We start from the raw sequence: 25611 nt of genomic DNA on the forward strand, positions 1-25611 counted from the left end.
AAAACTGCTTTATGAAAAAGTTTGCTCTGGCAATTCTTGCCGCAAATCTGTTATTTGTTTCATGTAAAAAAGATGAAAAGACAGCGAACCAAACCACGAATGTCAGAGCGTCTGATTACTTCCCAATGGCGGTAGGTAACTACTGGATTTATGAGAGCTATGCGATTGATTCGAATGGAGTGGAAACCAATCTTAATCAGGAGGATAGTGTGTATGTTTCTGCTACAACTAGCCACAATGGAGAAACATATTTTCAACTTGAATCGCAGTATAATATTTGTTTTCAAGGACACTTCAGGGATTCTTCGGGGTACTTAATTAATACATCAGGAAACATTCAGTTTGCGCCAAATGATTTTTCTGATAGCCTGTCTATTGATATCGAGACCAATGGAAGAGATACCTTATTTATAGGCGTTTATAAAATGGAAAAGGTGGTAGATCCAATAGTAGTTCCAGCTGGATCTTTTGAAACTTTGCTTTGCCGCAGTTCCTATGATATTTATGTAAAGGCACCTTTGAAGAAAAGAGAATTGTTAGAGTATCGTTCTCCTGAGATTGGGATTGTCAGTAAGCAATGTGCAGGCATAGGAAACCCCCTTACCATAGAAAGTCGCTTAGTGCGATACCACGTTAATTAAAAGGGAAGCTTATTTCTTCTCCCTATTCCGTCTATCTACGGGAAAGGTAGCTCCAAATACAGCGTTGATTTGGGTAAAAAAGAAATCTTGGCTAGCTCTGCCGTCATTTTCGTGTGTGGTGCGGATATCTGGCATATTTATGTAGCCGCCCTTAAACTCTAATTGCAGGAAGAAGATGTCTGAATTGATTTGGGACCTTCAGTTCCATCACTAAAACATTTTACCTTTCATGCCTTTTGTGGTGGCCAAACTTTGCGCCAGGCCAAAAAAGGTGGTCGCCAGCATGATGACCAGCGTTAGCTTTACTTTCATGTGAGTTGATTGCGAGCGGATTGGATAGGTCCAACCAGGTGGCGAAACTAAGGATTTTGGTGGAGGTAAACCTTAAAAACAACAAAACCCCGCATAATGCGAGGTTTTGTTTGGTGGAGAATATCGGAGTCGAACCGATGACCTTCCCGAATGCGTTCGAGACTCCCTAGCCAGCTGAGCTAATTAGCCATTCTAAGTATTTACGGCTTTTCTTCTTTTTTAACTCCAGTTCTCGCCTTCGGGCGTAAGCAATTTCATCAAAGCTTTCCGAGTATTTCAAAATCCAAGGGACACCACCTTTGGTAGATTTGTTTCTCCCAGAATTGTGCTGCTCTAGGCGGGTTTCTATATCCTGTGTTGAGTCAACATAATAACGACCCCAACTTTCAGAATAAATGATATAAACAAAACCTTGAGGCATAATTCTAAATTACGAAAGGTTTTGGATTTTGAGATTGGCTTTTGGAAATAGGTGGATTAGATACATATGATGAGAACCGGTGACCTTCCCGCAAGCATTCGGGACGCTCAAGCAAGTTGAGCTAATCCTTAAAACGCAAAAAGCCTCTCGTTTCCGAAAGGCTTCTTGATGTGGAGAATATCGGAGTCGAACCGATGACCTCTTGCATGCCATGCAAGCGCTCTAGCCAGCTGAGCTAATCCCCCATTATTTTTAGAACTCATTTAGAAGGGTCGCCCCGATGACCTTCCCGCACGATTGCGGGACGCGTAGCCAGCTGAGCTAATCCCCCATTTTTAGTGGACGGCAAATATATATTATTTTGCTTGTACCGAGCAACAATTTTTGTGGCTCCTATATTTCCACAATGTCCTTGGCCGAAATCCAGCCAATCTTGCCATCAGGCAGTTTTATCTTTTTCCAATTGTCATAAAACTCGGTAACGGTGGCTTTGGTGCCTTCATGCAAAATAAACACGTCTTCGGCTTTTTCACCTGGACCGCTTTTCACGTAAGTACTGGTTGCTGTAACTATTCCTGGGCGGTAGTTTCTAAGATTGTTCAAATGTGCATAGGCCAACCAAAGTGAAATAACTCCCAGAAGGAAACTGAAAATACCAATGGCAAAACCTTGCCTGCGCTTAGTGGTGTAGAGGTAGAAATAAGTTCCCACAAGCGTTATCATCAAAAACACCAAGGCAATCACTCCCCAGGTTCCAGGTTGAAAAGCACGGAATATAGATTGATAGGCCGTTTTAATCATCGGTTCAGGAAGCTTCTCAAAGCGGTCAATAGTGGCTTCGTTGGCAATGCTGAGGTTCTGACGAATGTCATCATCATTGGGCGCCAATCGTGCTGCCCGCTCATAATTAAGAATGGCTTGTGAGAGCTGATTGGTTTTAAAATAAGCATTGGCCATGTTATAATACAAAGCCGCGCTTTCCAGTCCAGCGTCTGTTATGGTTTTGTATTTTTCCAGCGCCTCGTCATATTTTTTCTCTTGATAAAGAGCGTTTCCCTCTTCAAATGTGGCCTTCAAATCTTGGCTGTAGCCAAACTGATACGTGCTGATTAACACTAAAAGGATGAGTAGCTTTTTCATACTTGGCTGTCAATTTTGGTTATCAGCAAAGCTGTTTCTTCATAATCTGCATTGGGCGTACTTCCTGTAGAAGCTGTAAATCGGGCCATTTCTGCTCGGTTCATAATATCGTTTACATGGTCGGCAGTGGGTTTCTCAATTCCCTTTTGCAGGAGTGTATCGTAAATAAGCTCCTTGCTCAATTTGCTTTGCGGAATGCTGAATTTATCAGAAAAGTAGCCCCAAAGCGCTGAGCTCAATTCCAAATAAAACGCTTCGGTATTGTTGGCATCCATTTGCTTTTTGGCAGCGCTCAGGTGCTTGCGAGCCTGCTTACTTGCCTTCAAGCTGCGCGTGTGAGTTACATCTACTTTGCGATTGCTCGTAAACAGGAAAAAGCCAATCATTCCCACGAAAGTGGCCCCAATAGTACCTAGGCTTGCATAAAAGCCTGGACTATTGATAAAGCTTTCACCTTGCTTTTTAAAGCTTCCACTTTTGGTTTTAATGAAGAGAATATCTTTCCCAATAAAGTTTACATCTTCTTTCTCGCCAGAGGCGATTCCTCCAGTTGCTCCGGGCATCGGTTTGCCACCGGTCACGGTTATTTCCCTTTCAGGAGAAGTCAAAGTTTCGTAGCGCTCGGTGCGTGGGTTAAAGAAACTGAACTTGATTTCTGGAATCTTGTACGTGCCGCCATAGCGCGGAATAAGAAGATATTCGTAGGATTTACTTCCGCGCATTCCTGCTCCGTTTACCGCAATATTTTCAGAATATTTTGGGTCATAAGCTTCAAAGGCTGCCGGGATTTCTGGTTTTTCTACTTCTACCAACTTGATGTTTCCGCTACCGGAAATCTTGATGGATAAAGTAACAGATTCATTGGCGGTAAGCTCTTCTCGGCTTAGGGAAACGTCAAGGCTATAATCGCCCACAGCACCATTAAAGTTGGATGGCTTGCCTTTTTCAGGGAGGGCTTTTACCGTAATTCCAGGGAAATTATCCGTAGAAGTTTGCTCAACAGTTTGCGTCATTCTTCTTCCAAAAATGTCGCGCCTGTTGGTGGGTACCGCTGTAGGTAATTTTATTTCAACCAATCCCGGACGAATGCTTCCACTGCGCTGTGGAATAAGTACCATTTGAGCAATAATTCCAGTGTTGAAGCGCTCGCCCTTGTACATTTCCTGATCTTGCTTTATGGTTTTAAGTTCAATGTCATTTTTATAAAAACCAGTAAAATCAGGTTGATCCAAAACTTCAAAGCGCCCGATGTCTGCATTGAAATACAATTTGTAAGAAGCCACAAAAGGTTCACCTTGATAGACCGTGTTTTTGGAAGTAATTACCTTGATAAATGCACTTTTGGCCGCTATCGAATATGGGTCATTCGGATCATCACGTCTTGGACTTTCTTCGCTTATTTTTATTGAAAGAGGCTGCGAGCGATATTCGTTACCATCTACCACAATAGTAGCTGCAGCAATGCTGAGCATCCCGGTGGTTTTGGGTCGCAATACATAGCTTATAGACATTTGCTCGCTACGCTCAAAGTTTATGATTTGTGTGGATTGTGAACGGCTTGGACCTCTGAGCACATAAAAGTCAGAAAGGTCAGGGGCTTCAAAATTTCGGGCCATGGCGTTTACCGTAAACTCGAGTGTAAACTCTTCGTTTCTTCCCACATGGTTTTTGTTCACCTTGGCGGTAAAACGCACTTGTGCCAGCGCCAGTTGCCCAATCAAAAGCAAGCCTATCACCAATATGTTGCGTAACATTTTCATATTACCAGTCCTTTTCTGATTTGATGGGAACTCCCTTAATTTTTTCTTCATTTACTTTTTTCTGCACATCCTGCTCTTCTTTGCTCAAAGCATTTAGCAAGCGCTCAGCATCTTCTCTTGAAATCTGTCCTTTTTTGGGTTGAGGTGGCTGCTTGCCTTCTTGTTCCTCATCCTTTTTATCGTCCCCTTTTCCATCTTTAGGGTCACTCTTGTCATCTTGGTTTTCGTCTTGCTTATCCTGATTTTGCTGATCCTGGTTATCCTTGTTGTCTTGGTTTTTCTGGTCGTTTTTATCCTGATTCTGCTTGTCTTGATCCTCCTTGTCCTGATCCTGGTCGTCCTGATTTTCCTGGTTTTGTTGCTGTTGCTGCTGTTGTTGCAGCTGCTTCATGGTCTTCGCCAGATTATATCGGGTCTCATTGTCTTTCGGGTTCAGCTTCATCGCATTTTTGTACGATTCAATGGCCTCTTTATATTTTTCTTCTTTGGCCAATGAGTTACCCAAATTGTGAAAAGCTTTGGCCTTTTCTTCTTTATCCTGAGCGGTAGCTGCCACTTTTGCAAATTGCTGAGTGGCTTCTTCATAACGCTCTTGTTTGTAAAGAGCATCACCAAGGTTAAAGGCACCCTTTATATCATCTTCCGGTTGAGCCTCCAAAGCCTTGCGATAGTTTACTTCGGCTTCGTCATACTTCCCTTCTTTATAAAGTTGGTTTCCCTCCTTCAGGCCACTGTTGTATTTCTGACCAAAAACGGCCAGTTGTAACAGGCAAAATAATATGCTAAGACTTATTCTCATGCTTCTCAAATAAACCTAATTTTTTAAACCATTGCGTTTTGCGCTCCAATACAAACACATCCAAAATCAATAACAAAAGTGCCAAACCTAAAAACCATTGAAATTGAGATTCGTAATCAGCAAACACGGTAGCTTCAAATTCTTTCTTTTCCATTTCGCTGATGGACTCCATCAAAAACTCTACAACCTCGCGGGTATTGGTCCCATTTACGTAAGCACCATTGGTTTCTGAGGCAATTTCTTTTAGTACGTCAGTGTTTAGTTTAGAAACTACCACTTCACCATTCCTATCTTTCTTATAACCAATATTGCGACCATTTCTCATATCAGGAATTGGCGCCCCACGGTCGGTTCCAATTCCTATGGTAAAGATTTTTATGCCTTGTTCTTTTGCTTTTTCTGCAGCCTCCAGCACGCCTTCTTCATGGTCTTCACCATCGGTAAGAATAACCAGTACGCGATTCTTTTGATCTTCATCATCATAATAGGAGCTAGCCATTTTTAGCGCATCAGCTATGGCAGTTCCCTGCGAAGGGATAATGTCGGTGTCAACTGATTTTAAAAACAAACGGGCCGCACTATAATCGGTGGTGATGGGCAATTGCGGGTAAGCACTACCTGCATAAATTATCATTCCCACACGGTCACTCACCAAATTATCAAGCGTGCGCGAAACCAGTTGTTTGGCTTTCTCCAATCGGTTGGGACGCACATCTTCGGCCAGCATACTTTTACTCACGTCAATGGCAAATACAATGTCCACGCCCTCGCGTTTCACGGTTTCCAGGCTGGTGCCAATTTTTGGGTTAACCAAACCAACACTTAGCGAGGCGATGATGAGCAGCGCCAAAATGAGCTTTATCATTCCTTTGATGCTACTCCTTTCGGGTGCCAATTTTTCCAAAAGCTCAGGGTCACCAAATGACTTTCTGGCTCTTTTTTTCCAAAGTGCCAATGCCAGGTATAGCACAATCACCACCGGAATGATGGCGAGTAAATAGAAGTAATATGGATGGTCGAGTTCGTACATTTTATATAAAACTTCTGTAAACTGTAAATCTTAATAATAGCTCCAAAGCAAATAGAATCAAGGCTGCTAACGCGAAGTTTTCAAATTTCTCATCATAAGAGTAAAATTTCAACTCCTGCAGTTTGGTTCTTTCCAGCTTGTCAATTTCTCCGTAAATCTCGTTCAGCTTATCGTTGTCGGTGGCCCTAAAATATTTCCCGCCCGTTTGATCAGCAATGTTTTTCAAAAGCTCCTCGTCAATATTTACCGGAAGGTTTCTATACATTAAATTGCCACGCATATCATAGGCGTATGGAGTGGGGGCGGTTCCTTTAGTTCCCACACCTATAGTGTAGGCTCTGATTTTAAACTCTTCTGCAAGTTGCGCAGCCGTCATCGGGTCAATATTCCCAGCGTTATTCTCACCATCCGTAAGTAAAATAATCACCTTGCTTTTGGCCTTACTTTCTTTCAATCTGTTTACCGCAGTCGCCAATCCCATACCTATAGCTGTTCCATCCTGAATAAGTCCATTTTTAATATCCTTCATCGTGTTCAGGATAATTTTATGGTCGCTCGTTAGGGGAGTTTGGGTATAGCTTTCGCCAGCATACACCACCATCCCGATGCGGTCATTGGGACGCTCTTGAATAAAATCGGAGGCTACCTTTTTAGTGGCTTCCAATCTGTTTGGACGCAAGTCACGCGACAGCATACTGGTAGAAACATCAATAGCCATAACAATGTCAATTCCTTCGGCTGACTTGGTTTTGGAGTTTTCCTCTGAGGTGCGCGGACGAGCCATGGCTACAATTACCAAAGCAATGGCAATTAGCCGCAAGGCATATAGTAGTGGACGCAATTTTGCCAGCCAATTGGCTCCTTGAGCAGCCAAAAGCGAAGCTCCCGGAAATTTCAATTCAGGCGATTGCTGCTTATTTTTAAACCATTGCCAAACAACCAAAAAGGGAATGATCAGCAGCAGCCACAAAAACTCAATATTTTCAAACTGATAATTCAGCATTTTCTTCTTTTTCCGCGGGTTTAGTTTGTTCTAAAAAGTGTTTTACGGTCACCAGGGCTTCTTCGTTTTGAGATACGCTTGGTTTCTCTTTAGCATATTTTACCAAAGCACTCAGGTGAAGCAATCGGTCGATTTTCTCTTTCAATTCCGTTGCCAGTCGTAGCTCCTTCATTTTGTCAATCAGCTCGTCAGCGGTGCTTTCCATAGCATTGATGTTCATCTGGCGCTCCATATAAAGACGCATCACATCAGTAAGGCGAGAGTAATATTCTTTGATTTTACCAGACTGTAAGAGCTGGTCTTTTTCTATTTCGCTAAGCTGAAGCTGGGCATACTCATACGGTGACATCATTTGCTCTGGCGTAAGTTCTTTGTTGGCTTTGCGCTTTTTCCACCATTTTATGAATAGCCAAATTCCAACGGCCAAAACAATCAGTATCCCAACTCCAATAAGAATAGGCATCCAGTTAAATGGTGGCTCCAGTGGTTCTTTTATATCGTAATAATCTTGCTCCTCAACTAGCTCAGGAAAAGCTACGACCACGGCCACGGCTTGTGAAGAAGCTTCTTCGCCATTGGCTTTTAGCGTAAGCGGTGGAATAGCCACATAGCCACTGTCAAAAGAAGTGAGGGTAAGCTTTTGGCTCAGTTGCCAAATTCCATCTTTTAAAGTTGTGTCAATTTTTGAAATATCTACAAAGTCCAAACCTGAAATGGTGTCTGGAATTATAGGCCATTCAAAGTTGGTCCCTTCATTTACTTCACCTTTTAGCTGTAGCGTAAATTGATCTCCAATTAAAATTCTATTGGTGTCAATTTCCGCTGAAAAGCGCACGGGCTGTGCCCACGCAAGGGTGGTGAATAATAGAGTAAGGATGCTAAACAGTTTCTTCATCGTGCAGATTTTTGTTTAAAGTATCCTAATAATTTTGCGGGGTACGATTCATCAATTCGGATGGAAAGCTGGCCGGAGCCACTTTTTGAAAATGAATTTTTGAAGTAACCGAAGTTTTCATCAAACTGCTTTTTCAACTTTTTGCGCAAAGCTTTGCTACCGGTATTTACCCAATGTACATGCCCAGTTTCCGGATCTTGCAAAGGTAAAACTCCAAGGTTTGGTAACTCTTCTTCACGAGGATCATAAATACGAATGCCCGTCACATCGTGCTTTTGAGCCATTATTTTTAAGGGCTGATTGTAATTATCTCCCATAAAATCAGACAGCACAAAGGCGATGGCTTTCTTTTTTTGAATACCACTGAAAAAGCGCAAAGCTTCTCCAATATCGGTTTTGCTGCTTTTCGGTTCAAGTTCTATCAACTCACGGATGATTCTAAGAATATGAGACTTTCCCTTTTTTGGTGGAATGTATTGTTCAATCTGGTCACTAAAGAAAATGATGCCCACTTTGTCATTATTCTGAATAGCAGAAAACGCAAGCGTAGCACAGATTTCGGTAATCATTTCGCGCTTAAGCTGCACGCGCGAGCCGAAAGATTCGGATCCACTTACATCTACCAAAAGCATAAAAGTAAGCTCACGTTCTTCTTCAAAAACCTTTATATAAGGTTCGTTGAGCTTAGCCGTTACGTTCCAGTCTATTGAGCGGATATCGTCACCAGCCTCATACTTGCGCACTTCGCTAAAGGCCATACCACGTCCTTTAAAGCTACTGTGGTACTCGCCCGAAAATATGTGGTTGGAAAGTCTGCGGGTCTTGATTTCAATCCGCCTTACCTTCTTTATTAATTCTTTAGTATCCATGTTTCAGAATTCAGTTACCAGTTTTCAGTTAGCAGTATTGCAAACTGCCCTTTGCTAATTGCAAAACTGTAGGCTATGGTACTTCAACACGATCCAGGATTTGACTAATAATGTCTTCGCTGGTTACGTTTTCGGCTTCAGCCTCATAGGTGATTCCGATACGGTGACGAAGCACATCATGCGCCACGGCACGCACATCTTCAGGAATTACGTAGCCTCTTCTCTTAATAAAGGCATACACACGGGCGGTATTTGCCAAGCCGATGCTACCACGAGGTGAAGCTCCAAAGCTGATTAATGGCTTCAAAGAATTTAAGCGGTAATCTTCAGGGTTACGTGTGGCAAAAACTATGTCAAGAATGTATTTCTCAATTTTTTCATCCATATATACATCCTTCACGCGCTTACGTGCGTTTAGGATTGTATCCGTATTTACCACTGCTTTTATAGGTTCTGCGCCTCCACTCAGGTTTTGACGCATGATCAACCTTTCGTCCTCAAGCTTCGGATAAGTGATAACGGTTTTAAGCATAAAACGGTCACTCTGCGCTTCAGGCAAAGGATAAGTTCCTTCTTGCTCTACAGGGTTTTGCGTGGCCAATACCAAAAACGGTTCTGGGAGTTTATAAGTGTTTTCACCAATAGTTACCTGTCTTTCCTGCATGGCTTCAAGCAGTGCACTTTGCACTTTAGCTGGAGCACGGTTGATCTCATCTGCCAATACAAAGTTTGAGAAGATGGGCCCTTTCTTTATGGCAAACTCATTCTTCTGCATATTGTAAATCTGAGTACCGATTACATCAGAAGGCAGAAGATCAGGAGTAAACTGAATACGGCTAAAATCAGCCTGAATAGCCTTTGCCAAAGAGTTAATGGCAAGCGTTTTTGCAAGCCCCGGAACACCTTCTAATAAAATGTGTCCGTTTCCTAAAAGAGCAAGCAACAATCGCTCGAGCATCGTTTTTTGCCCAATAATGGATTTGTTGATCTCCATTAACAGGAGGTCTATAAATGCACTCTCTTCCTTGATGATTTCGTTAAGTTCTTGAATTTCAGAGCTTGTACGGGTTGTTTCCATGATTGTATTTCTCTTTATGCTTATCGCAAAAGTATTGTTTTATCAAAATGTTAATGTAGCAGATTTGTTTACGCGAATTTGTCTCGAAAATTTTAAGCTTGTAGTTAAAATCTTGTTAAAATCTGAAAAAGCCTCAAAATTATTTAGACTGGTTTTAAAGTAAAAACAGGGTCATCTAATGTTATGAAGTCTTAATGATGATGATTTACTGTATAAGCAACTGAAAATAAAAAGGGTGTGTCTAAAAACAGGGGTAAGGTATATGAGAATTTTCTAATTTAATTTAACATGAGTGCTCATATTTAACTTTGAATGTGGTTTTATTTAAATTGGTCTTAAGCCCTCCTTAACGTACTCGTTGGAGTTTTGTGCTCACAACACATAAATCTCTGATGATGAAAAAAACATTACTTTCAGCTTTAGTGGCCATAGGAACTATAGGCGCAGCTGAAGCACAAATCAAATTTGACCCAAGTATAGATACAGCATGGGCTCCAATTGAGGCAAAGTTGCCACAATCTCCATTAAAGACTCAAGTTCTTTTTATTGGTGGTTACCATATGGTACAAACTACTGATGTATATGGAAACAATGCCGGTGAAGCACTTGCCAAGCAATGGCATGACTTTATCGGAATTACACCTGACAATTCTGGTAGCGGAGATTTAGGTTGGGTTACGGTAAGCCATGAGATGATAACTTCTAATGACAGCATCGGTGACGGTGGTGGTATGACGGTTTTTAAAGTGAAGAGAGATCCAAATACTGATTCACTAATCATTGTTGATCAAACCTTAGCTGATGGTCGTTCAGGAAAATTTTTCAACGTTGACTTTGTAAGCACCGTAGGTGAAACAGGTATGAACTGTGGAGGTATTGTATCTCCTGATGGAAGAGTTTGGACAGCAGAAGAGTGGTGGCAAAGTAGTCTTGCTTCAACTTTTAGAGATACTGTAGATTTTACCATTGGTACTACTGCTCCAGCAGGTTTTCCAGGTTTTAATGGTCAAACTATTGACAGAGTAGAGAACCTGAATTACATGGTAGAGATTGATCCAAAGCAAGCTAAGGCGGTACGTAAGCAGTACAACTGGGGTCGTCAGCCTTTTGAAGGTGGCGTTATAATGGCAGATAACAAAACCGTATATCTTGGTGCAGATAATACTCCTGCAATTTTCACAAAGTTTGTGGCTAACACAGCAGGTGACTTTACCACTGGTACTACATATGCTTATAAGCACGATGCTTCAGGGAGCAACTGGATTCAGATGGATAATACCAACCTTACAGAAATGTTGAACTTTACTGATTCAGCTATCGTAAGAGGCGCTACAATGTTTAACCGTTTGGAGTGGGTAACAAAATCAGGAGGGAAAGTTTACTTCACGGAAACTGGTCGTGCAAACCCAGGAAGCCGTTGGACTGGTAGTTTGGCTAATGGTGGAGTATTTGCTCCTCACCATATCACTCGTGCTACTGCGCAAGGTACTACTCCTGATGCTACAGCTTACGAAGATTATTACGGGAGAGTATTGGTTTATGACCCAACTACAGACGATGTAACTGTGCACCTGGAGGGAGGTCCTGATTTTGCAACTAGCCCTGCTGTAAATGCTTATCCAGCGGTACACCTTTCTAATCCTGATGGAATTGGTACAATTACCATTAATGGTCAAGATTACTTGCTTATTCAAGAAGACTTGAACCAAACTGACCATGGAAGTATGCCTGCCGGTAAAGGAACTACTTGCGAAATGTATATGCTTGACGCTTCTATTGCATCACCTACTTTAAATGACCTTACACGTTTGGTAGTCGGTCCTGAAGGAGCTGAAATCACAGGAGCAGTGGGTACCGCAGATGGAAAAACTATTTTGGTTAACATTCAACACCCAAATAGCACACACCCTTTTCCTTATAATAACTCTGTAACCTTGGCTATTACAGGTTTTGATGAGAATACCGTTTCTAACTTGGAGTATGAAATGACCAACAATTTTAGCGTGTATCCAAACCCAACCACACGTATGTTGAATTTCAGCCGTCCATCTGATGTTGCAGTTTATGACAATCAAGGAAAGCGTATCAGAGTATATCGCGGTCAGGCTTCTATCGATGTATCTGACTTAACTCCTGGCGTTTATTTCATTCAAAATGATGAAGGCCAGACAATGAAGTTCATCGTAGAGTAATCTTTGCGAAAAAACACTCTACAAAATATATGAAATCTCGGTCGCCTCAGTGGTGGCCGAGTTTTTCGCTTTCTACAACTATTATTTTTTTCTCATGAATAAAAAGTTTCTCGTTTTAGTAATTATCGCTTTTGTAACCATTGGTATGCAGTTTTCCTTTATGGTAAAAAATACAACCGATGATGTGCGAAACCTTGCACTAACGTATGCCACTGAAATGCTAAAGGCCACTGAAAAATTAGAAATTACGGCTCAGGCATTCAGCGATGGAGAAGTGGATGCGGAGAGCTTTAGGCAGGTTGTTTTTGAAACGAGAAAAGTGTACAAGCAAAATGAATTTTTGCTTGAATACTTTTACCCTATTACTGTAAAAGGGCAAATAAACGGAGCGCCATTGCCACATCTTGACCCTTATTTTCCGCGCCCGGTAATTCATGAACCGACTGGGTTGCAAACTATTGATGAGATTGCTTTTTCAGAAGAGATTGATGAGAACAAAGATGAGCTGGTAAAGCTTTCGCATGATGTGAATATCCATTATCGAAACCTATACAGAGATTTTAAAAATCATCCTTTTTTGGATAGAGAAGTGTTTGAAGCCGCTCGCTTTGAGATCATACGTATTTTCACTATGGGTGTAAGCGGTTTTGATACACCTGGCTCGCTAAATGGAATTGAGGAAAGTAAGTCTGCTTTGGAGGCACTTAGAGATTGCTTTGAAAAATACACTCAGGATCTTGATAAAGAGGATAAACGTGTAGGTAAGAATACCATTAAACTTTTTGATGGTGCAATTGAAGCAGTGTCTAATAGTCCCGATTTCAATGAATTTGATCGCTTGGCCTTTCTCAAAGAATATATAGATCCACTTTTTGCCGCTATTTTGGATCTTCAGCTTGCGCTAAACATTGAAACTATTAACGAAACTACCTCTCTAAAACAATCTACAAACTACTTTGCTCGAAGCATTTTTGATGAGGATTTTCTCAACCCTTATTACTACACTCGTTTTGGTAAAAATTCGGATAATCCAAAGCTTAGAGAACTTGGTGAAAAACTATTTTATGAAACCCGATTAAGTGCAGATGGACGTGGGAGTTGTGCTAGCTGCCATCATCCCGATAAGGCTTTTACTGATGGTCAGCCAAAATCAAAAGCACTAAATGGCGATGGAGAACTGTTGCGAAATGCACCTACTCTTTTAAATTCAGCTTACGCAAAACGTTTCTTCCTGGATATGCGAGCCATGAAGCTGGAAGATCAGGTGGAGCATGTGGTGATCAATCCTAAAGAATTTCACACAAGCTTTCCAAGCATGTTTAAAACGATTGAACAAGACAGTATCTACAAAAATATGTTTGCCATGGCCTTTCCTGAATTTGCAGGCAAACAAATGATAAATAAAACTACCGTTTCACAGGCCTTGGCGTCTTATATGATTAGCTTGAAATCCTTCAATAGCCCTTTTGATAAATACGTGAGAGGGGAAACAGACCATATTGATAAAAGTGTAAAACGAGGCTTCAACCTCTTTATGGGAAAAGCAGCTTGTGGTACTTGCCACTTTGCACCAACCTTTGCCGGACTTGCGCCACCCATGTATCAGGATAGTGAATCAGAGGTACTTGGCGTGTTAAAAAATCCCAAGGCAGAGGTGCCAGAAATTGATACGGATCGCGGACGAGGGGTAAATAAAAACCCTATGGAAGAGGTATGGTTTTATGATATGTCTTTTAAAACTGTAACTGTAAGAAATGTGGAGTTTACGGGGCCTTATTTTCATAATGGAGCTTACGAAACTCTAGAAGAAGTCCTTGAATTTTACAATAATGGAGGAGCTGTAGGTTTAGGTCTAGACTTAGACCATCAAACGCTTGCCGGTGATTCTTTAAAACTTGAACCCAGCGAAGTGCAAGAGATCATTTCCTTCATGAAATCTCTTTCCGATGTTAGCTCCTTTCAAGAAGTCAATTTCTAAGAGTTATTATATGGAGTAAATTAATTTTAGAAATTCCCATTTGGAGAATATTCCTACGGGAATGATTCAGTATATTATTGATTAACAGTGTGGTTGGATTTTGGGCTAGAGTTTGCATGGAGCATTGATATAAATAAGGGGATTTTGCTAAAGTATTTACTAACCATATGCTTCTCAAGCATATTCTTGATGTGTATTAATGCTCAGCCCTCTGCTAAACTAGGCGTGCTCGATCTTCGTGAAGTTAACTTTTCTGGGCAGACAACAGTTCCCTTGTCAGGTGAATGGCGTGTGTATCCCGGGGAGTATTATGCGCAAGAAAGAATCGTGGACACTGCGGGACTATTTTTTGATCCTGCAAACGGCTGGTACGGTGAGAGAGGGGGTATGTTTCGTAAACAACAGACAGGAATTGCTACCTACGATTTGACAGTAGTCATATCTGAGGATGCCCCGAACCTATCTGTTAAAATCCCAATAATAAACACTGCCTACAAATTGCTAGTAAATAACGAGCAAGTTGCTAGTGTGGGAAAAGTTGGGAAGTTTGATGAAACCAGCGAACCGTATTGGGAATACTTTACACGTTCGGTAAAATTAAGTCCTGGTAGAAATAACTTTCGTCTAATTATTTCAAATTTTGATCACCATCGTGCAGGTATGTTTCAACCCATAGTTTTGGGTGAAGAGTCTCATATGAATACTATCCGAAACCTTAGGGTGGGCAGTGTTTTGTTTTTGACTGGATGTCTATTGGTGGCAGGTGTTTTTGCTCTGGGTCTTTTTTGGTTCAAAACCTCGGATGTATCGGGACTTCTGTTTTTCTTCTTTTGTATTTTCTATAGTTTTTGGGTTTCAACTAGCAGTTATGTAGTTATACCTTCTTTGCTCAGTGATTGGACGTGGATTTCTGTAATCAGACTTGAGTACATGACTCTTGCCTTTTCCATAATTTTTTACGGGTACTTCATTAATGCTACTTTAAAGGAAAACGTAAAATCGTGGATATTTCACCTTTGTACAATTATCAGCTTACTCTTCATTTCGGTCACGTTATTTGGGGAAGCATCCTTGTTTACAATGGTATACCCATATTTTATCGCATTCATGGGGATCATTTACTTTTTAATAATTATTAGTGCACTTAAGCTAGCCTTGTTTTCTCATAAACTCACTTGGATAAATTTAATAGGTTATACAGCACTTTGTCTAGTTATTGTAATGAGGGTCTTGACTTCTAACGGAGTTATTCCTGAGTATAAGGGGTTAGATGTCATCGGTAATATTACTTTCATTTTTTCTCAAGCAATGTTCATGGCTATCATGTTTGGGCGTAAGTATCGAGATACTTCATTGGCAGCATTGGCGGCATCGCGCACAAGGGATGATTTTTTGAATACAATGAGTCATGAGCTCAAAACCCCCATGAACGCTATTTTGGGAATGGCTACTTTTTTAGAGAAATCAAAGTTGTCAAATTCTCAAAGGGATAAATTAAAAGCTATAAAAAGTAATGGTGAATCGCTGATGTCGCTTATTACCGATGTGCTCAGTATTTCTGAAGTAGGAACAGGTAAACTGAAACTTAAAAACACTGTGTTGAGCATTGAGTCTTGCGTAGATTCTGCATTGTCATTATCCAAACAACATCTGAATAAAGAAAAAGTAAAATTCACTTCTTACATAGATCCTAAGCTGCCAAAACATGTGAGAGGAGACAGTTCTCGCATAAAGCAGGTGTTGATGCATGTTCTTAATGGCGCTTTTAAAAGCACCAGTAAGGGAGTGGTGGAGCTGCAGGTGAAGTTGGATTCGCAGGATGAGGACAAAGTTTGTGTGAGATTTGAATTATCTGATACGGGGAATAGGAATCATGATGGAAGTGCTTCATCGAGTTTTAGTTTATTTAAGGTGGGTAGCCTTAGTGGTAAGTCTCAGAAGCCGGCTGAAGGTGAAATGCACATGGTTAAGGAACTAGTAGAGCTTATGGGGGGGACGCTGGAAATAAGTAGAGTGAACACCAAAGGAACCAAGGTGGTGTTTACCTTAGCGCTTCAAACGTTTGATGAGAATACTAATAGACGCACCCGTTCCATGTTTACAGGGCATGAAGTGGATCCAACACTTAAGGTATTATATGCCGAAGATAATCCGGTAAATCAAAAGCTCATTGTACTAATGTTGGATGCCTTAGGGTTAAAAGTAGACATTGCCAAGGATGGTAATGAGGCTGTGGAAATGGCGACTAAAAAATATTACAATATCATTTTAATGGATATTCAAATGCCGGTTATGGATGGCCTCGAAGCATCTAGACGTATTATTCAAAACTCTAGTGCAAGACCCATAATCATTGCTACTACAGCAAACTTGGCTGAGGTGGATAAACGCAAGTGCTTTGAAGCAGGTATGAATGACTTTGTAAGCAAGCCAATAAATCAGGAAGAATTAAAACTAACCATTATAAAGTGGCAGGGTCTTAAAAAGTATCTTGATGATTCTGATGATAGTATTGTCAAGCTCTCATCCTAGTTATAGGGCTTGCTGCACCACTTTTCCTGAAATTATAAAGATGTGATCATCTTTTTTCGGGGAGATAATGTGAAGGCCGGTAAATTCTCCAAAGGCTGGTAACACTCCATTTTTTTTACCAAAATAAAAACAAGGCAGACGCATACTTTGCCTTCCTTTTCTTTGCATTCTTACTCCGGGGTGCAAGTGTCCACTTAGGTTATAAAGGCTTGGATGCTCTTCTGGTTCATGCGTAAAATTGTAAGGTTCGAGGTTTAGTTCACGAACCACCCTCATTGTCGTGTTATCATAACTATGCTTATGCAAAATGTCATGGTTTCCTTGTATAAGTGTGAATTCCACATTTGGAAATTCTAACAGTAACTCTTTAAACAGGAGCCACTCAGTGTTCATTTCAGAATGAAACAAGTCTCCAAGAAAGAGTACTTTTTCTGGTTTGTACTCTGTGATTAGCTGCTGTAAAGTATTCAGGTTTCTATGTGCAGCTTGTTCAGGAATGGCCATTCCTGCTTTGCGAAAATGCGTCACCTTCCCAAAGTGTGCGTCAGCAATTAGCAATGCCTTTTGGTCTTCCCAATAGATTGCTTTTTCTGGTAATAGCTGCAAAGTTTGATTGAGATGATGGAAAGAAAGCATCGCGTGACGAAACGAAAGTTGTTACTACTTCAAAACAGCCATACAGCGAAATCCAAGAGAAGGAGAGGGAGAGTGATACTCTTTAGTTTCGAGGCAAGTTGTGCGATTGGCTCCAGCAATAGAAATCCCTTCTTTATTGGTCATTTCAGCTGCATTTTCACAAATTCCTGAAAAAGTACGGAAGCCAAAATTGGTAGAATAAAGCCCCTCGGCCATTTTGTTTTTATCCTCATCCCGTGTCACCATTTTATATTCTTTTAGCGAGGGGAGTTTGTATTCAATCTTTCGATGTTCTTTTTCACTTACCCTTGCTGACCTCCATTCACAGTAGGCAATTGCTTGCTGGTAAGAAACACCAACTAAAGGGTAGTCATCATAAGCTTTGGAGGCGATAAAGTTTTCTCCATAGGCCATCTCCCATACGGCAAAGTCTGGAAGTGACTGTTTGTACTCTTCAGACTCTTCGCCTTCCTGCTCTTTGATGTCATATAAATATTCCTTCCACGCTATGTTGGTGATTTCAGTTTTGTCCAAAAAAGTATTTGCTAAACCAGGTACACTAGAGGTGCCTGCTGGATTTTTCCGGTAAGGGGAAAAGGAGCTAAGAATAATTGCTCCAACAAAAATGGTCAATGTGTATTTGAAAAAATGCATAGATCAAATTTAGGAGTTTGTGTAGGAATTACAATCTGGCATAAAAAAACCGCTCCGATGCACATCGAAGCGGTTCCTTAAAAGTCAGAGACTCTATGTCTTAGTTCTGCACGTTCACAGCTTCGTCAATCTCTTTTTTGCTTTCTACAGAAGGTGTTTCACTTGCTGCTGATCTTACAATGTTCATTTCTTCAATGAGGTTGGTAGCGCCAGCATACTTATCAATAATGAAAAGGATGTAGCGAGAGTCAACCGAAATGGTGCGTTGCAATCTATCTTCAAAGAAAATATCACCGCTCATTGCTTCCCAGTTTCCATCAAATGCACAACCGATAAGTTCTCCTTTGGCATTGATAACAGGGCTTCCTGAGTTACCACCAGTAATATCATTATTACTAATAAAGCAAACTGGTAATTTCCCTTCTTCATTTGCATAAGGGCCAAAGTCACCTTCTTTTATCATTTCCTGAAGCTTTTCAGGCACTACAAATTCTGGATCATTTGGATCTTCTTTTTGAAGGATACCGTCAGCAGTGGTGTAGTAGTTATAGAATACGCCATCTTTTGGGTGGTAGCTTCCTACATTACCATAAGTTACACGCATGGTGCTGTTTGCATCAGGAGCGTAATTCTTGTCTGGGTTCATTTCTCTAAGACCAGCGGTGAATAGACGGTAACCTTTTTCCATGTTAGCATCTACATCAGCGTGAGCTTCAGACGAACCTCTGTACATGGTATAAAGTTCGTTTCCTACAATAGAAGCTAGATCGTTGTCTAGTTCTTTTTGGCTTGGATCTTCTAAGTATTCAAGCACTCTTTCTTTGCTTACCAAAAATGATTTGTCATATACCTTATCGGCAAATTTGTCCCAATCGCCTTTGTACTTTTTGTTTACCATAGCAAAGAATTCTGGCTGTTGGTCAGGTTTTACATCTTTGCTGTACATTTTAAACAGGCTAGCAAAAAGCTCTTTATCCAAAGCTTGGTTATAATCCTTAAAGTGACTTTCTACCTGCTCATTAAGGCTAGCCATTACAGAGTTTATTTTGCCTTCATACTCTTCTTTGATAGCTTGCTTTTCTTCATCAGTTTTAGCCTCTTTCATTTTGGCTTCCATCTGCTCTTTCATGCTAAATGTAGCACCCATCAAACGATTGAAACGGAAGGCAAACAAAGCTAAATCAGAACCTGTAAGTCCAGCTTCGATTACATACACATTAGCAGCTACATAACTGTCAGATTCAGCATAAGCATTTTTCAAAAGAGGCAGGGCTTGTCCATATTTCTCTTTACGAGCAGGGTTGGCACTTACCCAATTGTCAAAATCTTCTTCTATTACTAGTTTCTTATCGTAAACTTTATTGTTTTTAAGCTGCTCAGTTTGCCCGATAAAGTATTTCCAATAGTTAGAAACACGAGCATATTTAGAAGAATACTGGATACGAGTAGCTTCATCAGCTTCCATGTACTTCTTCATTATGGCAAGCTTCTCCTCACGAATTTTCACCACAGTAGGGTTGTACTTATCAATAGCTTGCTGCACTCCATAGCTGCTCAAGAAGCGATCTGTGCTTCCTGGGTAACCAAAAATCATAGTAAAGTCACCATCCTTTACACCATCCACAGAAACTGGTAGAGAGTGCTTAGGCTTCAATGGAATGTTTTCTTCCGAGTACTCTGCTGGCGAACCATCAGGCGCGGTGTACACGCGAAACATAGAAAAATCACCAGTATGACGTGGCCACATCCAGTTATCGGTGTCTCCACCAAATTTACCTACTGAGCTAGGAGGTGCTCCTACCAAACGAACGTCATTAAACGTTTCATAAACAAAAAGGTAAAATTCATTTCCGTGAAAAAAGCTTTTTACGTTAGCGTCATAATGATTGCCGTTGGTAGCTTCGTCAGAAATAGTTTTTCCCATTTCACGGATCTTAGCATCACGCTCGTCCTGGGTCATTTCTTCGGTAAGCTCAGCATTTACTCTTTCGCTCACATCTTCCATTCTTACCAAAAAGCGAACAAAAAGACCTTCGTTTGGCAATTCCTCTTTGTAAGAACGTGCCCAAAAGCCATCATCCAAGTAATTGTGTTCAACAGTAGAATGTGTTTGAATAGCTTCAAAACCACAGTGGTGATTGGTTAATAAAAGACCGTTTTCTGAAATGATTTCTCCCGTACAAAATCCTCCAAGAGAAACAATAGCGTCTTTAAGACTTGAGTTGTTCACTGAATATAACTCTTCAGCGGTAAGCTGTAGGCCGTGAGCCTTCATATCTTCATAGTTGCGGTTTAGCAAAATAGGCAACCACATTCCTTCGTCTGCAAATGATGGCAAGGCTAGCAAAAATGCGAGAGCCAATGCAAAGAACTTCTTCATTGTTTGTGTATTAAGTTTAAATAGGATGGCGAAAATAAACAAATAAACATGTTTTCTCTTCTCCATATTTTCGGCAAAGGTAAGCCCTATACAGGAAGGGGCAATACTAATTGAAACAGTCATCTACTGATATGCTATCCGTCACTTACTCAGTAATGCTTTTAGGGGTGCCAATGAGGTGGTTTATTTGTAATGTAAAATAAAGCATGATTTAATAAAGGCGCAGCGTAAGTTGCACTTGGTTGAAGGAAAGGCTAGCCTTTTTTCTTGTGCATGACCGAAGTTATGGTTTACATCTCAAGTGTTATTTTAGCCCTCCATATAAAATGTAATAGATGGTTGTTTACAACGCGAAGGACTGGTTTGGGTTAATATTTAAATTTCATAAAGCGGAGACGTTTCATAAGCTAAGGCTGGTGATGCTGAGCTTGGCGGTATATACCGCCATAATATGTGTTATAGAAATTGATATCTATCATTTACAGTATGCATCTACCACAGCAGTGCATAGTCTTTTGGGTTTTGTTATTTCTCTTCTTTTAGTTTTTAGAACTAATACCGCCTATGATAGATGGTGGGAAGGACGTAAACAGTGGGGAGCTTTAGTAAACGTGAGTCGTAATTTTTCTTTAAAAATCAATGCTTTTATTCCTAAAGAGGAAAAGGAGCGAAAGATGAAATTAGCGGCTATGACAGCTGCTTATGCGGGAGTATTAAGAGATCATTTACGAAATGAGTCAACCTTTGTGATAGCTACCAATTTGCCCGACTTTATGAAAGATGAGGTTGGTGACACAGAGCATATTCCAAATTTTTTGGCAAATGCTATGCAGCATAGCCTTTTGGAGATGTATCAAAAAGAGGAGATAAGTGAAGGAGCCTACCTGGCCATGCTTCAAGACTTGAATGCTTTTACAGATATATGTGGCGCTTGTGAGCGAATTAAGAAAACGCCAATACCTTATACGTATAACATCTTTATCAAGAAGTTCATCTTTGCCTACATCATGACCATGCCTTTTGGTTTCGTTTCTGACTTTGGCTATTGGACGGTAGGCATCACCATTTTCACCTTTTATGCCTTGGCAAGTTTGGAGCTTATTGCTGAAGAAATTGAAGATCCGTTTGGAAAAGACTCTAATGACTTGCCTACTGATGGTTTGGCTGAGACTATAGCAAAGAATGTTGCGGAGGTGGTGAGGTAGTTTGTTGGTTAGAAAATCGCGCAGATTTCGCGGATAGTCGCAGAATTTGTTTCACGCAAAGCCGCAAAGAACGCTAAGAACTACTCTGTGTACTCAGTGGTGAAAGCTAGAGCTCAAATAAAAACGATGCAGCGGATTTTCCTGATTTAATTTAGCTCTAGAGTGGCGAAACCTGGGAGTATCACTTTGCTGCATTCTTTGAGGAGTGCCAATAAGTACAGCAGATTAGTAAAGTGTTTATTACGGTAGCCTCAAAGCACAGGGCTTGGAGGTAATTATAAGGAATGTAACGGGAATTCTCGTTTGCCATTAGTTAGAGTTAATAAGAATGATCGAAGTTGATTTACTTAAAATAATTGAAACAGGTTTTTTTGGGCCTGTATCTATTGATGATAGAAGAGAAAGATTAATCAGTGTAATTGGCGAACCAGAACACGCTGATATTCTCGATGTTCAAGAAGTAGATCACTATGAGGTTCTAAATTATAATTGGTGGGAGTTCACCTTTTATAATGGCCACCTTTACAGATACCAGAATAAATGTGTTCTAGACGGCCAATACAAGTTTGATCCTGATTTTTTATCTGCTCCAGAAAATTTCAAAATAATACCTTGGTTTAATAATTGGGATAAAGACACCTTATTAAAACCATTTAAAGGAAAACTGGAGAAATCGGATATTGAATACAAAGAAGAACCATTTTATGATTCAATAAGACTTTTAATTGACTATAAAGACTCTGTCATAGTTGAAATTCAATTCCATTGTGAAAAAGCATATGGTCATAATCCAGATGAATGGCTTCAGTTTTCTGACGGTGAATTGGACTGGAAATTTGGAGCTTTATATGTAACAAAGAAAACTAACTCTTACAATGCCTAAACTGCGTTAAAACGCAGTTTAGGCAAACCGTTCAACTTATTTCATAGAAGACAGTCCCAAGAAGGCTTGGTGACATGATCCAAAACATTTCGACCGAGCCTGTATTGAGCCCGGTCGAAATGCTCAATGTGACTTAATCAGGTCACTTCAAGCGGAGTCGAGAAGTTATATAGTTGTAATGAGAACTTTAGTAAGCTCTCACATTCTTTCCTTCATAAAAGTTAAGGAAGGCCTTGTTTACCACGCGCATTCCCCCAGCAGTTGGGAAATCTCCGGTAAAGTACCAGTCTCCTAAGTTATTTGGGCACGAAGCGTGCAGGTCTTCAATAGTTTGGAAGATTATTTTTACTTCAGCTCGCACTTCTGGTGGAGTAAGTATTTCAGCAATTTTATCTGAAACTTCCTGAGGGCTGAAAGGCTCATAAATTTCTTTTACAAAATTCTGAATTTCACTTTCTGGAAGTTCCGCTTGCGCTAAACACTTTTCGTAAACGTTGTCAATCACATTGTCTAACCCTCTTTCTTTTAGCAATGCAATGGCAGCACGGAAAGCGATAAAATCACCAAGCTTAGCCATGTCAATACCGTAGCAGTCTGGGTAGCGAATTTGCGGAGCAGAAGAAACCACCACAATTTTCTTAGGATTAAGACGATCCAAAATCTTAAGAATACTTTGTTTCAAAGTTGTTCCTCTTACGATACTATCGTCAATCACCACAAGGTTGTCGGTAGGTTTTACCGTTTCATAAGTGATGTCGTAAACGTGGCTTACCAAATCATCGCGGCTGCTATCCTCGGTAATAAAGGTGCGCATCTTCACATCCTTCCAGATGGATTTCTCCACACGTGGACGGATTTCCAAAAGCTCCTGAAGTTTATCACCTTCTAAGGTTCCTTCGTGTTTCAAAATCTTGTCTCGCTTCACTTCGTTGAGGTAAGATTCCATCCCTTTTACCATTCCATAAAACGAAATTTCAGCGGTGTTGGGGATAAAAGAGAACACAGTGTTTTTAAGGTCGTGGTCTACCTCGTCCAAAATGGCGGGGCAAACTCTATTTCCAAGATCGATACGTTCGCGATAAATGTCAGCATCATTGCCACGGGAAAAATAGATGCGCTCAAAAGAGCATGCTTTTCTTTCCAATGGTTCTTTGATCATTTCCAGACGGGCATGCCCACTCTTTTTGATGATCAAAGCATGACCAGGGTCAATTTCTTTGATGGACTCAATAGGAACGTTGAATGCCGTTTGAATAACCGGGCGCTCAGAAGCTACTACGGTTACTTCGTCATCATCATAAAAATATGCGGGGCGAATGCCAGAAGGATCACGAAGAACAAAAGCATCACCATGACCAAACAATCCGGCCATTGCATACCCACCATCCCAGTGCTTAGCGCTTTTGCGCAATATTTTTTTAATGCTTAAATCTTTCGCTATGAGGTCTGTGATATCGCGTTTTTCAAGACCTTCTTTTTTAAACTTGCGGTAAAGCTTCTCATTTTGCTCATCCAAAAAGTGACCTATTTTTTCAAGAATAGTCACGGTATCCGCTTTTTCTTTTGGGTGCTGACCCAAGTCCACTAATTGTGTAAAAAGCTCATCAACATTAGTCATGTTGAAGTTTCCGGCAAGGATAAGGTTACGGGTTACCCAGTTGTTTTGACGCAAAAATGGGTGACATTGCTCTACAGAGTTTCCGCCATAGGTACCGTATCGAAGGTGACCCAAGTAAAGTTCTCCTACGTAGGGAAGATTTTGTTTAAGCCATTCCGGATCCTGCAGGCGCTCACGATTTTCGCCCACACCATCACTTATTCTTTTGTTGATGTGCTGAAAAAGATCCTGAATAGGAGTTTTATCATTGGAGCGGTGGCGGCTGATGTAGCGGCTACCAGGAGGCATATCCAGCTTAATGTTGGCAAGGCCTGCGCCATCTTGCCCACGGTTGTGCTGCTTCTCCATGAGCAGGTACATTTTGTTAACCCCATAGAGGGCAGTACCGTACTTTTCAAGGTAAAAGTCTAGTGGTTTTTTTAACCGGACAAGTGCTATTCCGCACTCGTGTTTAATGGCATCGCTCATACAACTGTTTCCTTTCTTAATGAGCCAGCAAAGTTAGGCGTTTTTGCGCACCTGTTTGTCAGCTTCATTGCCTTCATTTATGCCAAACCTGCTTTTATCAATATTAAGCCACTCTAGTGTAGAGTTGCAAAAAATGTCTTCCACCACAGATGGCTCCAAATTCATCTCATTTATAAACTGCCCAATTTCTAAATCCCCAAGAGGGAAGGGATAATCAGAGCCTAATGTTACTCTTTTTGAACCCTGAAGTTTAAGGATGTACTCCAGCATCATTGGGTCGTGAGTAATACAGTCTACCCAAAACTCACCAATGTAACTTCGTGGGTTTATATTATTGTGAATAGCCACCAAATCAGGGCGGCAATTAAAGCCATGTTCTACACGGCCAATGGTTGGTAAAAATGACCCTCCCGCATGTGAAAAATTCACACGTAATTTTGGAAGACGCTCCAGTACTCCACCAAAAATTAAGGAACAAGCAGCACGAGAAGTTTCAGCAGGCATGCCCACCAGCCAAGGAAGCCAGTATTTGCGCATACTCTCCATTCCCATCATATTCCATGGGTGCACCATAATGGCCATGTCCAGTTCCTGTGCGGCTTCAAATATTGGGAAGAACTCAGGCTCGCTTAGGTTTTTGTCATTGATATTACTACCAATCTGAACACCAAGAAGACCAATCTTTTTGCAACGTTCAAGCTCCTTAATAGCTTCTTCCGCATCTTGCATCGGGATGGTTCCCAGGCCAAGGTAGTTTTGAGGATAATCATTGCAAAGTTGGGCAATGTCATCATTCAAAAATTGAGACAGAACAGCGCAATCACGGGCTTTGGCCCAGTAGCTAAACATTACCGGGATGGTACAAACCACCTGCACTTGGGTATCAAATTTCTTGTAATCGTCAATACGCGTTTGAGGGTCCCAGCAGTTGGCCTCAATACGTCTAAAAAACTTTTCACCCTGCATCATGTTGGCCGTGCCATCATCATTGTGCATTAGGTGAATGAAGTCGCCATACCCGAATTTCTCCGCAAAGTTTGGAAGTTTTTCAGGTAGGATGTGGGTGTGCATATCTATCTTCAACATAAGTGCAAAGATAAATAAAGAAGGTGGAGAA

The 25611-nt window shown here is 40.9% G+C and carries 21 protein-coding genes and 1 tRNA gene; 6 read left to right on the top strand and 16 right to left on the bottom strand.

Annotation, left to right across the window (positions count from 1 at the left end; genetic code table 11):
• Window positions 1-11 precede the first annotated feature (11 nt).
• The gene (locus OWEHO_RS12905) at window positions 12-641 is read left to right on the top strand and encodes a hypothetical protein (RefSeq protein ID WP_014202930.1); all 630 of its coding nucleotides are present in this window, start codon (window positions 12-14) and stop codon (window positions 639-641) included.
• 9 nt (window positions 642-650) lie between these two features.
• Here OWEHO_RS12905 and OWEHO_RS18715 read toward each other — a convergent pair whose 3' ends face one another.
• The 11 genes from OWEHO_RS18715 to OWEHO_RS12955 form a co-directional block, all read right to left on the bottom strand.
• Complete coding sequence (locus OWEHO_RS18715; RefSeq protein ID WP_262496281.1) at window positions 651-776, bottom strand: hypothetical protein; 126 nt, start codon at window positions 774-776, stop codon at window positions 651-653.
• A 343-nt stretch (window positions 777-1119) separates the two neighbouring features.
• Entirely contained in the window at window positions 1120-1374 is a 255-nt protein-coding gene (locus tag OWEHO_RS12910) for a GIY-YIG nuclease family protein (protein ID WP_041627608.1), read from the bottom strand.
• Between the two features lie 171 nt (window positions 1375-1545).
• Window positions 1546-1619 (bottom strand) — tRNA-Ala (locus OWEHO_RS12915).
• A 148-nt stretch (window positions 1620-1767) separates the two neighbouring features.
• On the bottom strand, window positions 1768-2514 hold the full coding sequence (locus tag OWEHO_RS12920; protein WP_014202931.1) for an SH3 domain-containing protein: 747 nt from the start codon (window positions 2512-2514) through the stop codon (window positions 1768-1770).
• On the bottom strand, window positions 2511-4274 hold the full coding sequence (locus OWEHO_RS12925; protein ID WP_014202932.1) for a BatD family protein: 1764 nt from the start codon (window positions 4272-4274) through the stop codon (window positions 2511-2513). Before OWEHO_RS12925 ends, OWEHO_RS12920 begins: the two co-directional genes overlap by 4 nt.
• Before the next feature lies 1 nt (window position 4275).
• Window positions 4276-5073 carry a tetratricopeptide repeat protein gene (locus OWEHO_RS12930; protein WP_014202933.1) on the bottom strand — a complete coding sequence of 266 codons (798 nt, stop codon included), beginning with the start codon at window positions 5071-5073 and terminating at the stop codon, window positions 4276-4278.
• Entirely contained in the window at window positions 5057-6103 is a 1047-nt protein-coding gene (locus tag OWEHO_RS12935) for a VWA domain-containing protein (RefSeq protein ID WP_014202934.1), read from the bottom strand. Before OWEHO_RS12935 ends, OWEHO_RS12930 begins: the two co-directional genes overlap by 17 nt.
• 1 nt (window position 6104) lies before the next feature.
• Window positions 6105-7106 carry a vWA domain-containing protein gene (locus OWEHO_RS12940; protein WP_014202935.1) on the bottom strand — a complete coding sequence of 334 codons (1002 nt, stop codon included), beginning with the start codon at window positions 7104-7106 and terminating at the stop codon, window positions 6105-6107.
• On the bottom strand, window positions 7087-8001 hold the full coding sequence (locus tag OWEHO_RS12945) for a BatD family protein (protein WP_014202936.1): 915 nt from the start codon (window positions 7999-8001) through the stop codon (window positions 7087-7089). The genes OWEHO_RS12940 and OWEHO_RS12945 overlap by 20 nt, the downstream gene beginning before the upstream one ends.
• On the bottom strand, window positions 7998-8870 hold the full coding sequence (locus OWEHO_RS12950; protein ID WP_014202937.1) for a DUF58 domain-containing protein: 873 nt from the start codon (window positions 8868-8870) through the stop codon (window positions 7998-8000). Before OWEHO_RS12950 ends, OWEHO_RS12945 begins: the two co-directional genes overlap by 4 nt.
• A 73-nt stretch (window positions 8871-8943) precedes the next feature.
• A complete protein-coding gene (locus tag OWEHO_RS12955; RefSeq protein ID WP_014202938.1) occupies window positions 8944-9948 on the bottom strand; it encodes an AAA family ATPase in 1005 nt (334 codons plus the stop codon).
• Window positions 9949-10340: 392 nt separating this feature from the next.
• On the opposite strand from OWEHO_RS12955, the gene OWEHO_RS12960 reads away from it, so the two are divergent.
• The 3 genes from OWEHO_RS12960 (at window position 10341) to OWEHO_RS12970 (ending at window position 16650) form a co-directional block, all read left to right on the top strand.
• Window positions 10341-12140 carry an alkaline phosphatase PhoX gene (locus tag OWEHO_RS12960; protein ID WP_014202939.1) on the top strand — a complete coding sequence of 600 codons (1800 nt, stop codon included), beginning with the start codon at window positions 10341-10343 and terminating at the stop codon, window positions 12138-12140.
• 94 nt (window positions 12141-12234) lie between these two features.
• A complete protein-coding gene (locus OWEHO_RS12965) occupies window positions 12235-14118 on the top strand; it encodes a cytochrome-c peroxidase (protein ID WP_041627610.1) in 1884 nt (627 codons plus the stop codon).
• 189 nt (window positions 14119-14307) lie between these two features.
• Window positions 14308-16650: a response regulator gene (locus tag OWEHO_RS12970; RefSeq protein ID WP_014202941.1), complete on the top strand. Its 2343-nt coding sequence runs from the start codon at window positions 14308-14310 to the stop codon at window positions 16648-16650.
• On the opposite strand, the gene pdeM is transcribed toward OWEHO_RS12970, so the two are convergent.
• From pdeM to OWEHO_RS12985, 3 genes are all read right to left on the bottom strand, one after another.
• Window positions 16651-17256, bottom strand: a complete 606-nt coding sequence (pdeM, locus tag OWEHO_RS12975; RefSeq protein ID WP_262496282.1) for a ligase-associated DNA damage response endonuclease PdeM — start codon at window positions 17254-17256, stop codon at window positions 16651-16653. It lies immediately after the preceding gene.
• A gap of 54 nt (window positions 17257-17310) precedes the next feature.
• Window positions 17311-17940, bottom strand: a complete 630-nt coding sequence (locus OWEHO_RS12980; protein WP_014202943.1) for an SUMF1/EgtB/PvdO family nonheme iron enzyme — start codon at window positions 17938-17940, stop codon at window positions 17311-17313.
• Window positions 17941-18040: 100 nt separating this feature from the next.
• Window positions 18041-20320, bottom strand: coding sequence for a S46 family peptidase (locus tag OWEHO_RS12985; RefSeq protein ID WP_052301176.1), 2280 nt, complete (start codon window positions 20318-20320; stop codon window positions 18041-18043).
• Window positions 20321-20655: 335 nt separating this feature from the next.
• Between OWEHO_RS12985 and OWEHO_RS12990 the strand changes: the two genes are divergently transcribed.
• Window positions 20656-21525: a bestrophin family protein gene (locus OWEHO_RS12990; RefSeq protein WP_014202945.1), complete on the top strand. Its 870-nt coding sequence runs from the start codon at window positions 20656-20658 to the stop codon at window positions 21523-21525.
• Between the two features lie 328 nt (window positions 21526-21853).
• Window positions 21854-22408 (top strand): hypothetical protein, encoded by a 555-nt coding sequence (locus OWEHO_RS12995; RefSeq protein ID WP_014202946.1) that lies wholly within the window; start codon window positions 21854-21856, stop codon window positions 22406-22408.
• A gap of 187 nt (window positions 22409-22595) precedes the next feature.
• On the opposite strand, the gene OWEHO_RS13000 is transcribed toward OWEHO_RS12995, so the two are convergent.
• Window positions 22596-24494 carry an amidophosphoribosyltransferase gene (locus OWEHO_RS13000; RefSeq protein WP_014202947.1) on the bottom strand — a complete coding sequence of 633 codons (1899 nt, stop codon included), beginning with the start codon at window positions 24492-24494 and terminating at the stop codon, window positions 22596-22598.
• A 33-nt stretch (window positions 24495-24527) separates the two neighbouring features.
• Entirely contained in the window at window positions 24528-25580 is a 1053-nt protein-coding gene (locus tag OWEHO_RS13005) for an amidohydrolase family protein (RefSeq protein WP_014202948.1), read from the bottom strand.
• Window positions 25581-25611 lie beyond the last annotated feature (31 nt).

It is taken from the genome of Owenweeksia hongkongensis DSM 17368 (assembly GCF_000236705.1).
Taxonomy (GTDB): Bacteria; Bacteroidota; Bacteroidia; order Flavobacteriales; family Schleiferiaceae; genus Owenweeksia; species Owenweeksia hongkongensis.

Bases quoted from the DNA above. Each gene is read 5' to 3' on its own strand.
- OWEHO_RS12990 (WP_014202945.1), top strand. From the start codon at position 20,656: ATGGTTGTTTACAACGCGAAGGACTGGTTTGGGTTAATATTTAAATTT.
- OWEHO_RS12950 (WP_014202937.1), bottom strand. From the start codon at position 8,870: ATGGATACTAAAGAATTAATAAAGAAGGTAAGGCGGATTGAAATCAAG.
- OWEHO_RS18715 (WP_262496281.1), bottom strand. From the start codon at position 776: ATGCCAGATATCCGCACCACACACGAAAATGACGGCAGAGCTAGCCAA.
- OWEHO_RS12930 (WP_014202933.1), bottom strand. From the start codon at position 5,073: ATGAGAATAAGTCTTAGCATATTATTTTGCCTGTTACAACTGGCCGTT.
- OWEHO_RS12980 (WP_014202943.1), bottom strand. From the start codon at position 17,940: ATGCATTTTTTCAAATACACATTGACCATTTTTGTTGGAGCAATTATT.
- OWEHO_RS13005 (WP_014202948.1), bottom strand. From the start codon at position 25,580: ATGTTGAAGATAGATATGCACACCCACATCCTACCTGAAAAACTTCCA.
- OWEHO_RS12970 (WP_014202941.1), top strand. From the start codon at position 14,308: ATGTGTATTAATGCTCAGCCCTCTGCTAAACTAGGCGTGCTCGATCTT.
- OWEHO_RS12920 (WP_014202931.1), bottom strand. From the start codon at position 2,514: ATGAAAAAGCTACTCATCCTTTTAGTGTTAATCAGCACGTATCAGTTT.
- OWEHO_RS12985 (WP_052301176.1), bottom strand. From the start codon at position 20,320: ATGAAGAAGTTCTTTGCATTGGCTCTCGCATTTTTGCTAGCCTTGCCA.
- OWEHO_RS12945 (WP_014202936.1), bottom strand. From the start codon at position 8,001: ATGAAGAAACTGTTTAGCATCCTTACTCTATTATTCACCACCCTTGCG.
- OWEHO_RS12965 (WP_041627610.1), top strand. From the start codon at position 12,235: ATGAATAAAAAGTTTCTCGTTTTAGTAATTATCGCTTTTGTAACCATT.
- OWEHO_RS12995 (WP_014202946.1), top strand. From the start codon at position 21,854: ATGATCGAAGTTGATTTACTTAAAATAATTGAAACAGGTTTTTTTGGG.
- OWEHO_RS12935 (WP_014202934.1), bottom strand. From the start codon at position 6,103: ATGTACGAACTCGACCATCCATATTACTTCTATTTACTCGCCATCATT.
- OWEHO_RS12925 (WP_014202932.1), bottom strand. From the start codon at position 4,274: ATGAAAATGTTACGCAACATATTGGTGATAGGCTTGCTTTTGATTGGG.
- OWEHO_RS13000 (WP_014202947.1), bottom strand. From the start codon at position 24,494: ATGAGCGATGCCATTAAACACGAGTGCGGAATAGCACTTGTCCGGTTA.
- OWEHO_RS12940 (WP_014202935.1), bottom strand. From the start codon at position 7,106: ATGCTGAATTATCAGTTTGAAAATATTGAGTTTTTGTGGCTGCTGCTG.
- OWEHO_RS12905 (WP_014202930.1), top strand. From the start codon at position 12: ATGAAAAAGTTTGCTCTGGCAATTCTTGCCGCAAATCTGTTATTTGTT.
- OWEHO_RS12960 (WP_014202939.1), top strand. From the start codon at position 10,341: ATGATGAAAAAAACATTACTTTCAGCTTTAGTGGCCATAGGAACTATA.
- OWEHO_RS12955 (WP_014202938.1), bottom strand. From the start codon at position 9,948: ATGGAAACAACCCGTACAAGCTCTGAAATTCAAGAACTTAACGAAATC.
- OWEHO_RS12910 (WP_041627608.1), bottom strand. From the start codon at position 1,374: ATGCCTCAAGGTTTTGTTTATATCATTTATTCTGAAAGTTGGGGTCGT.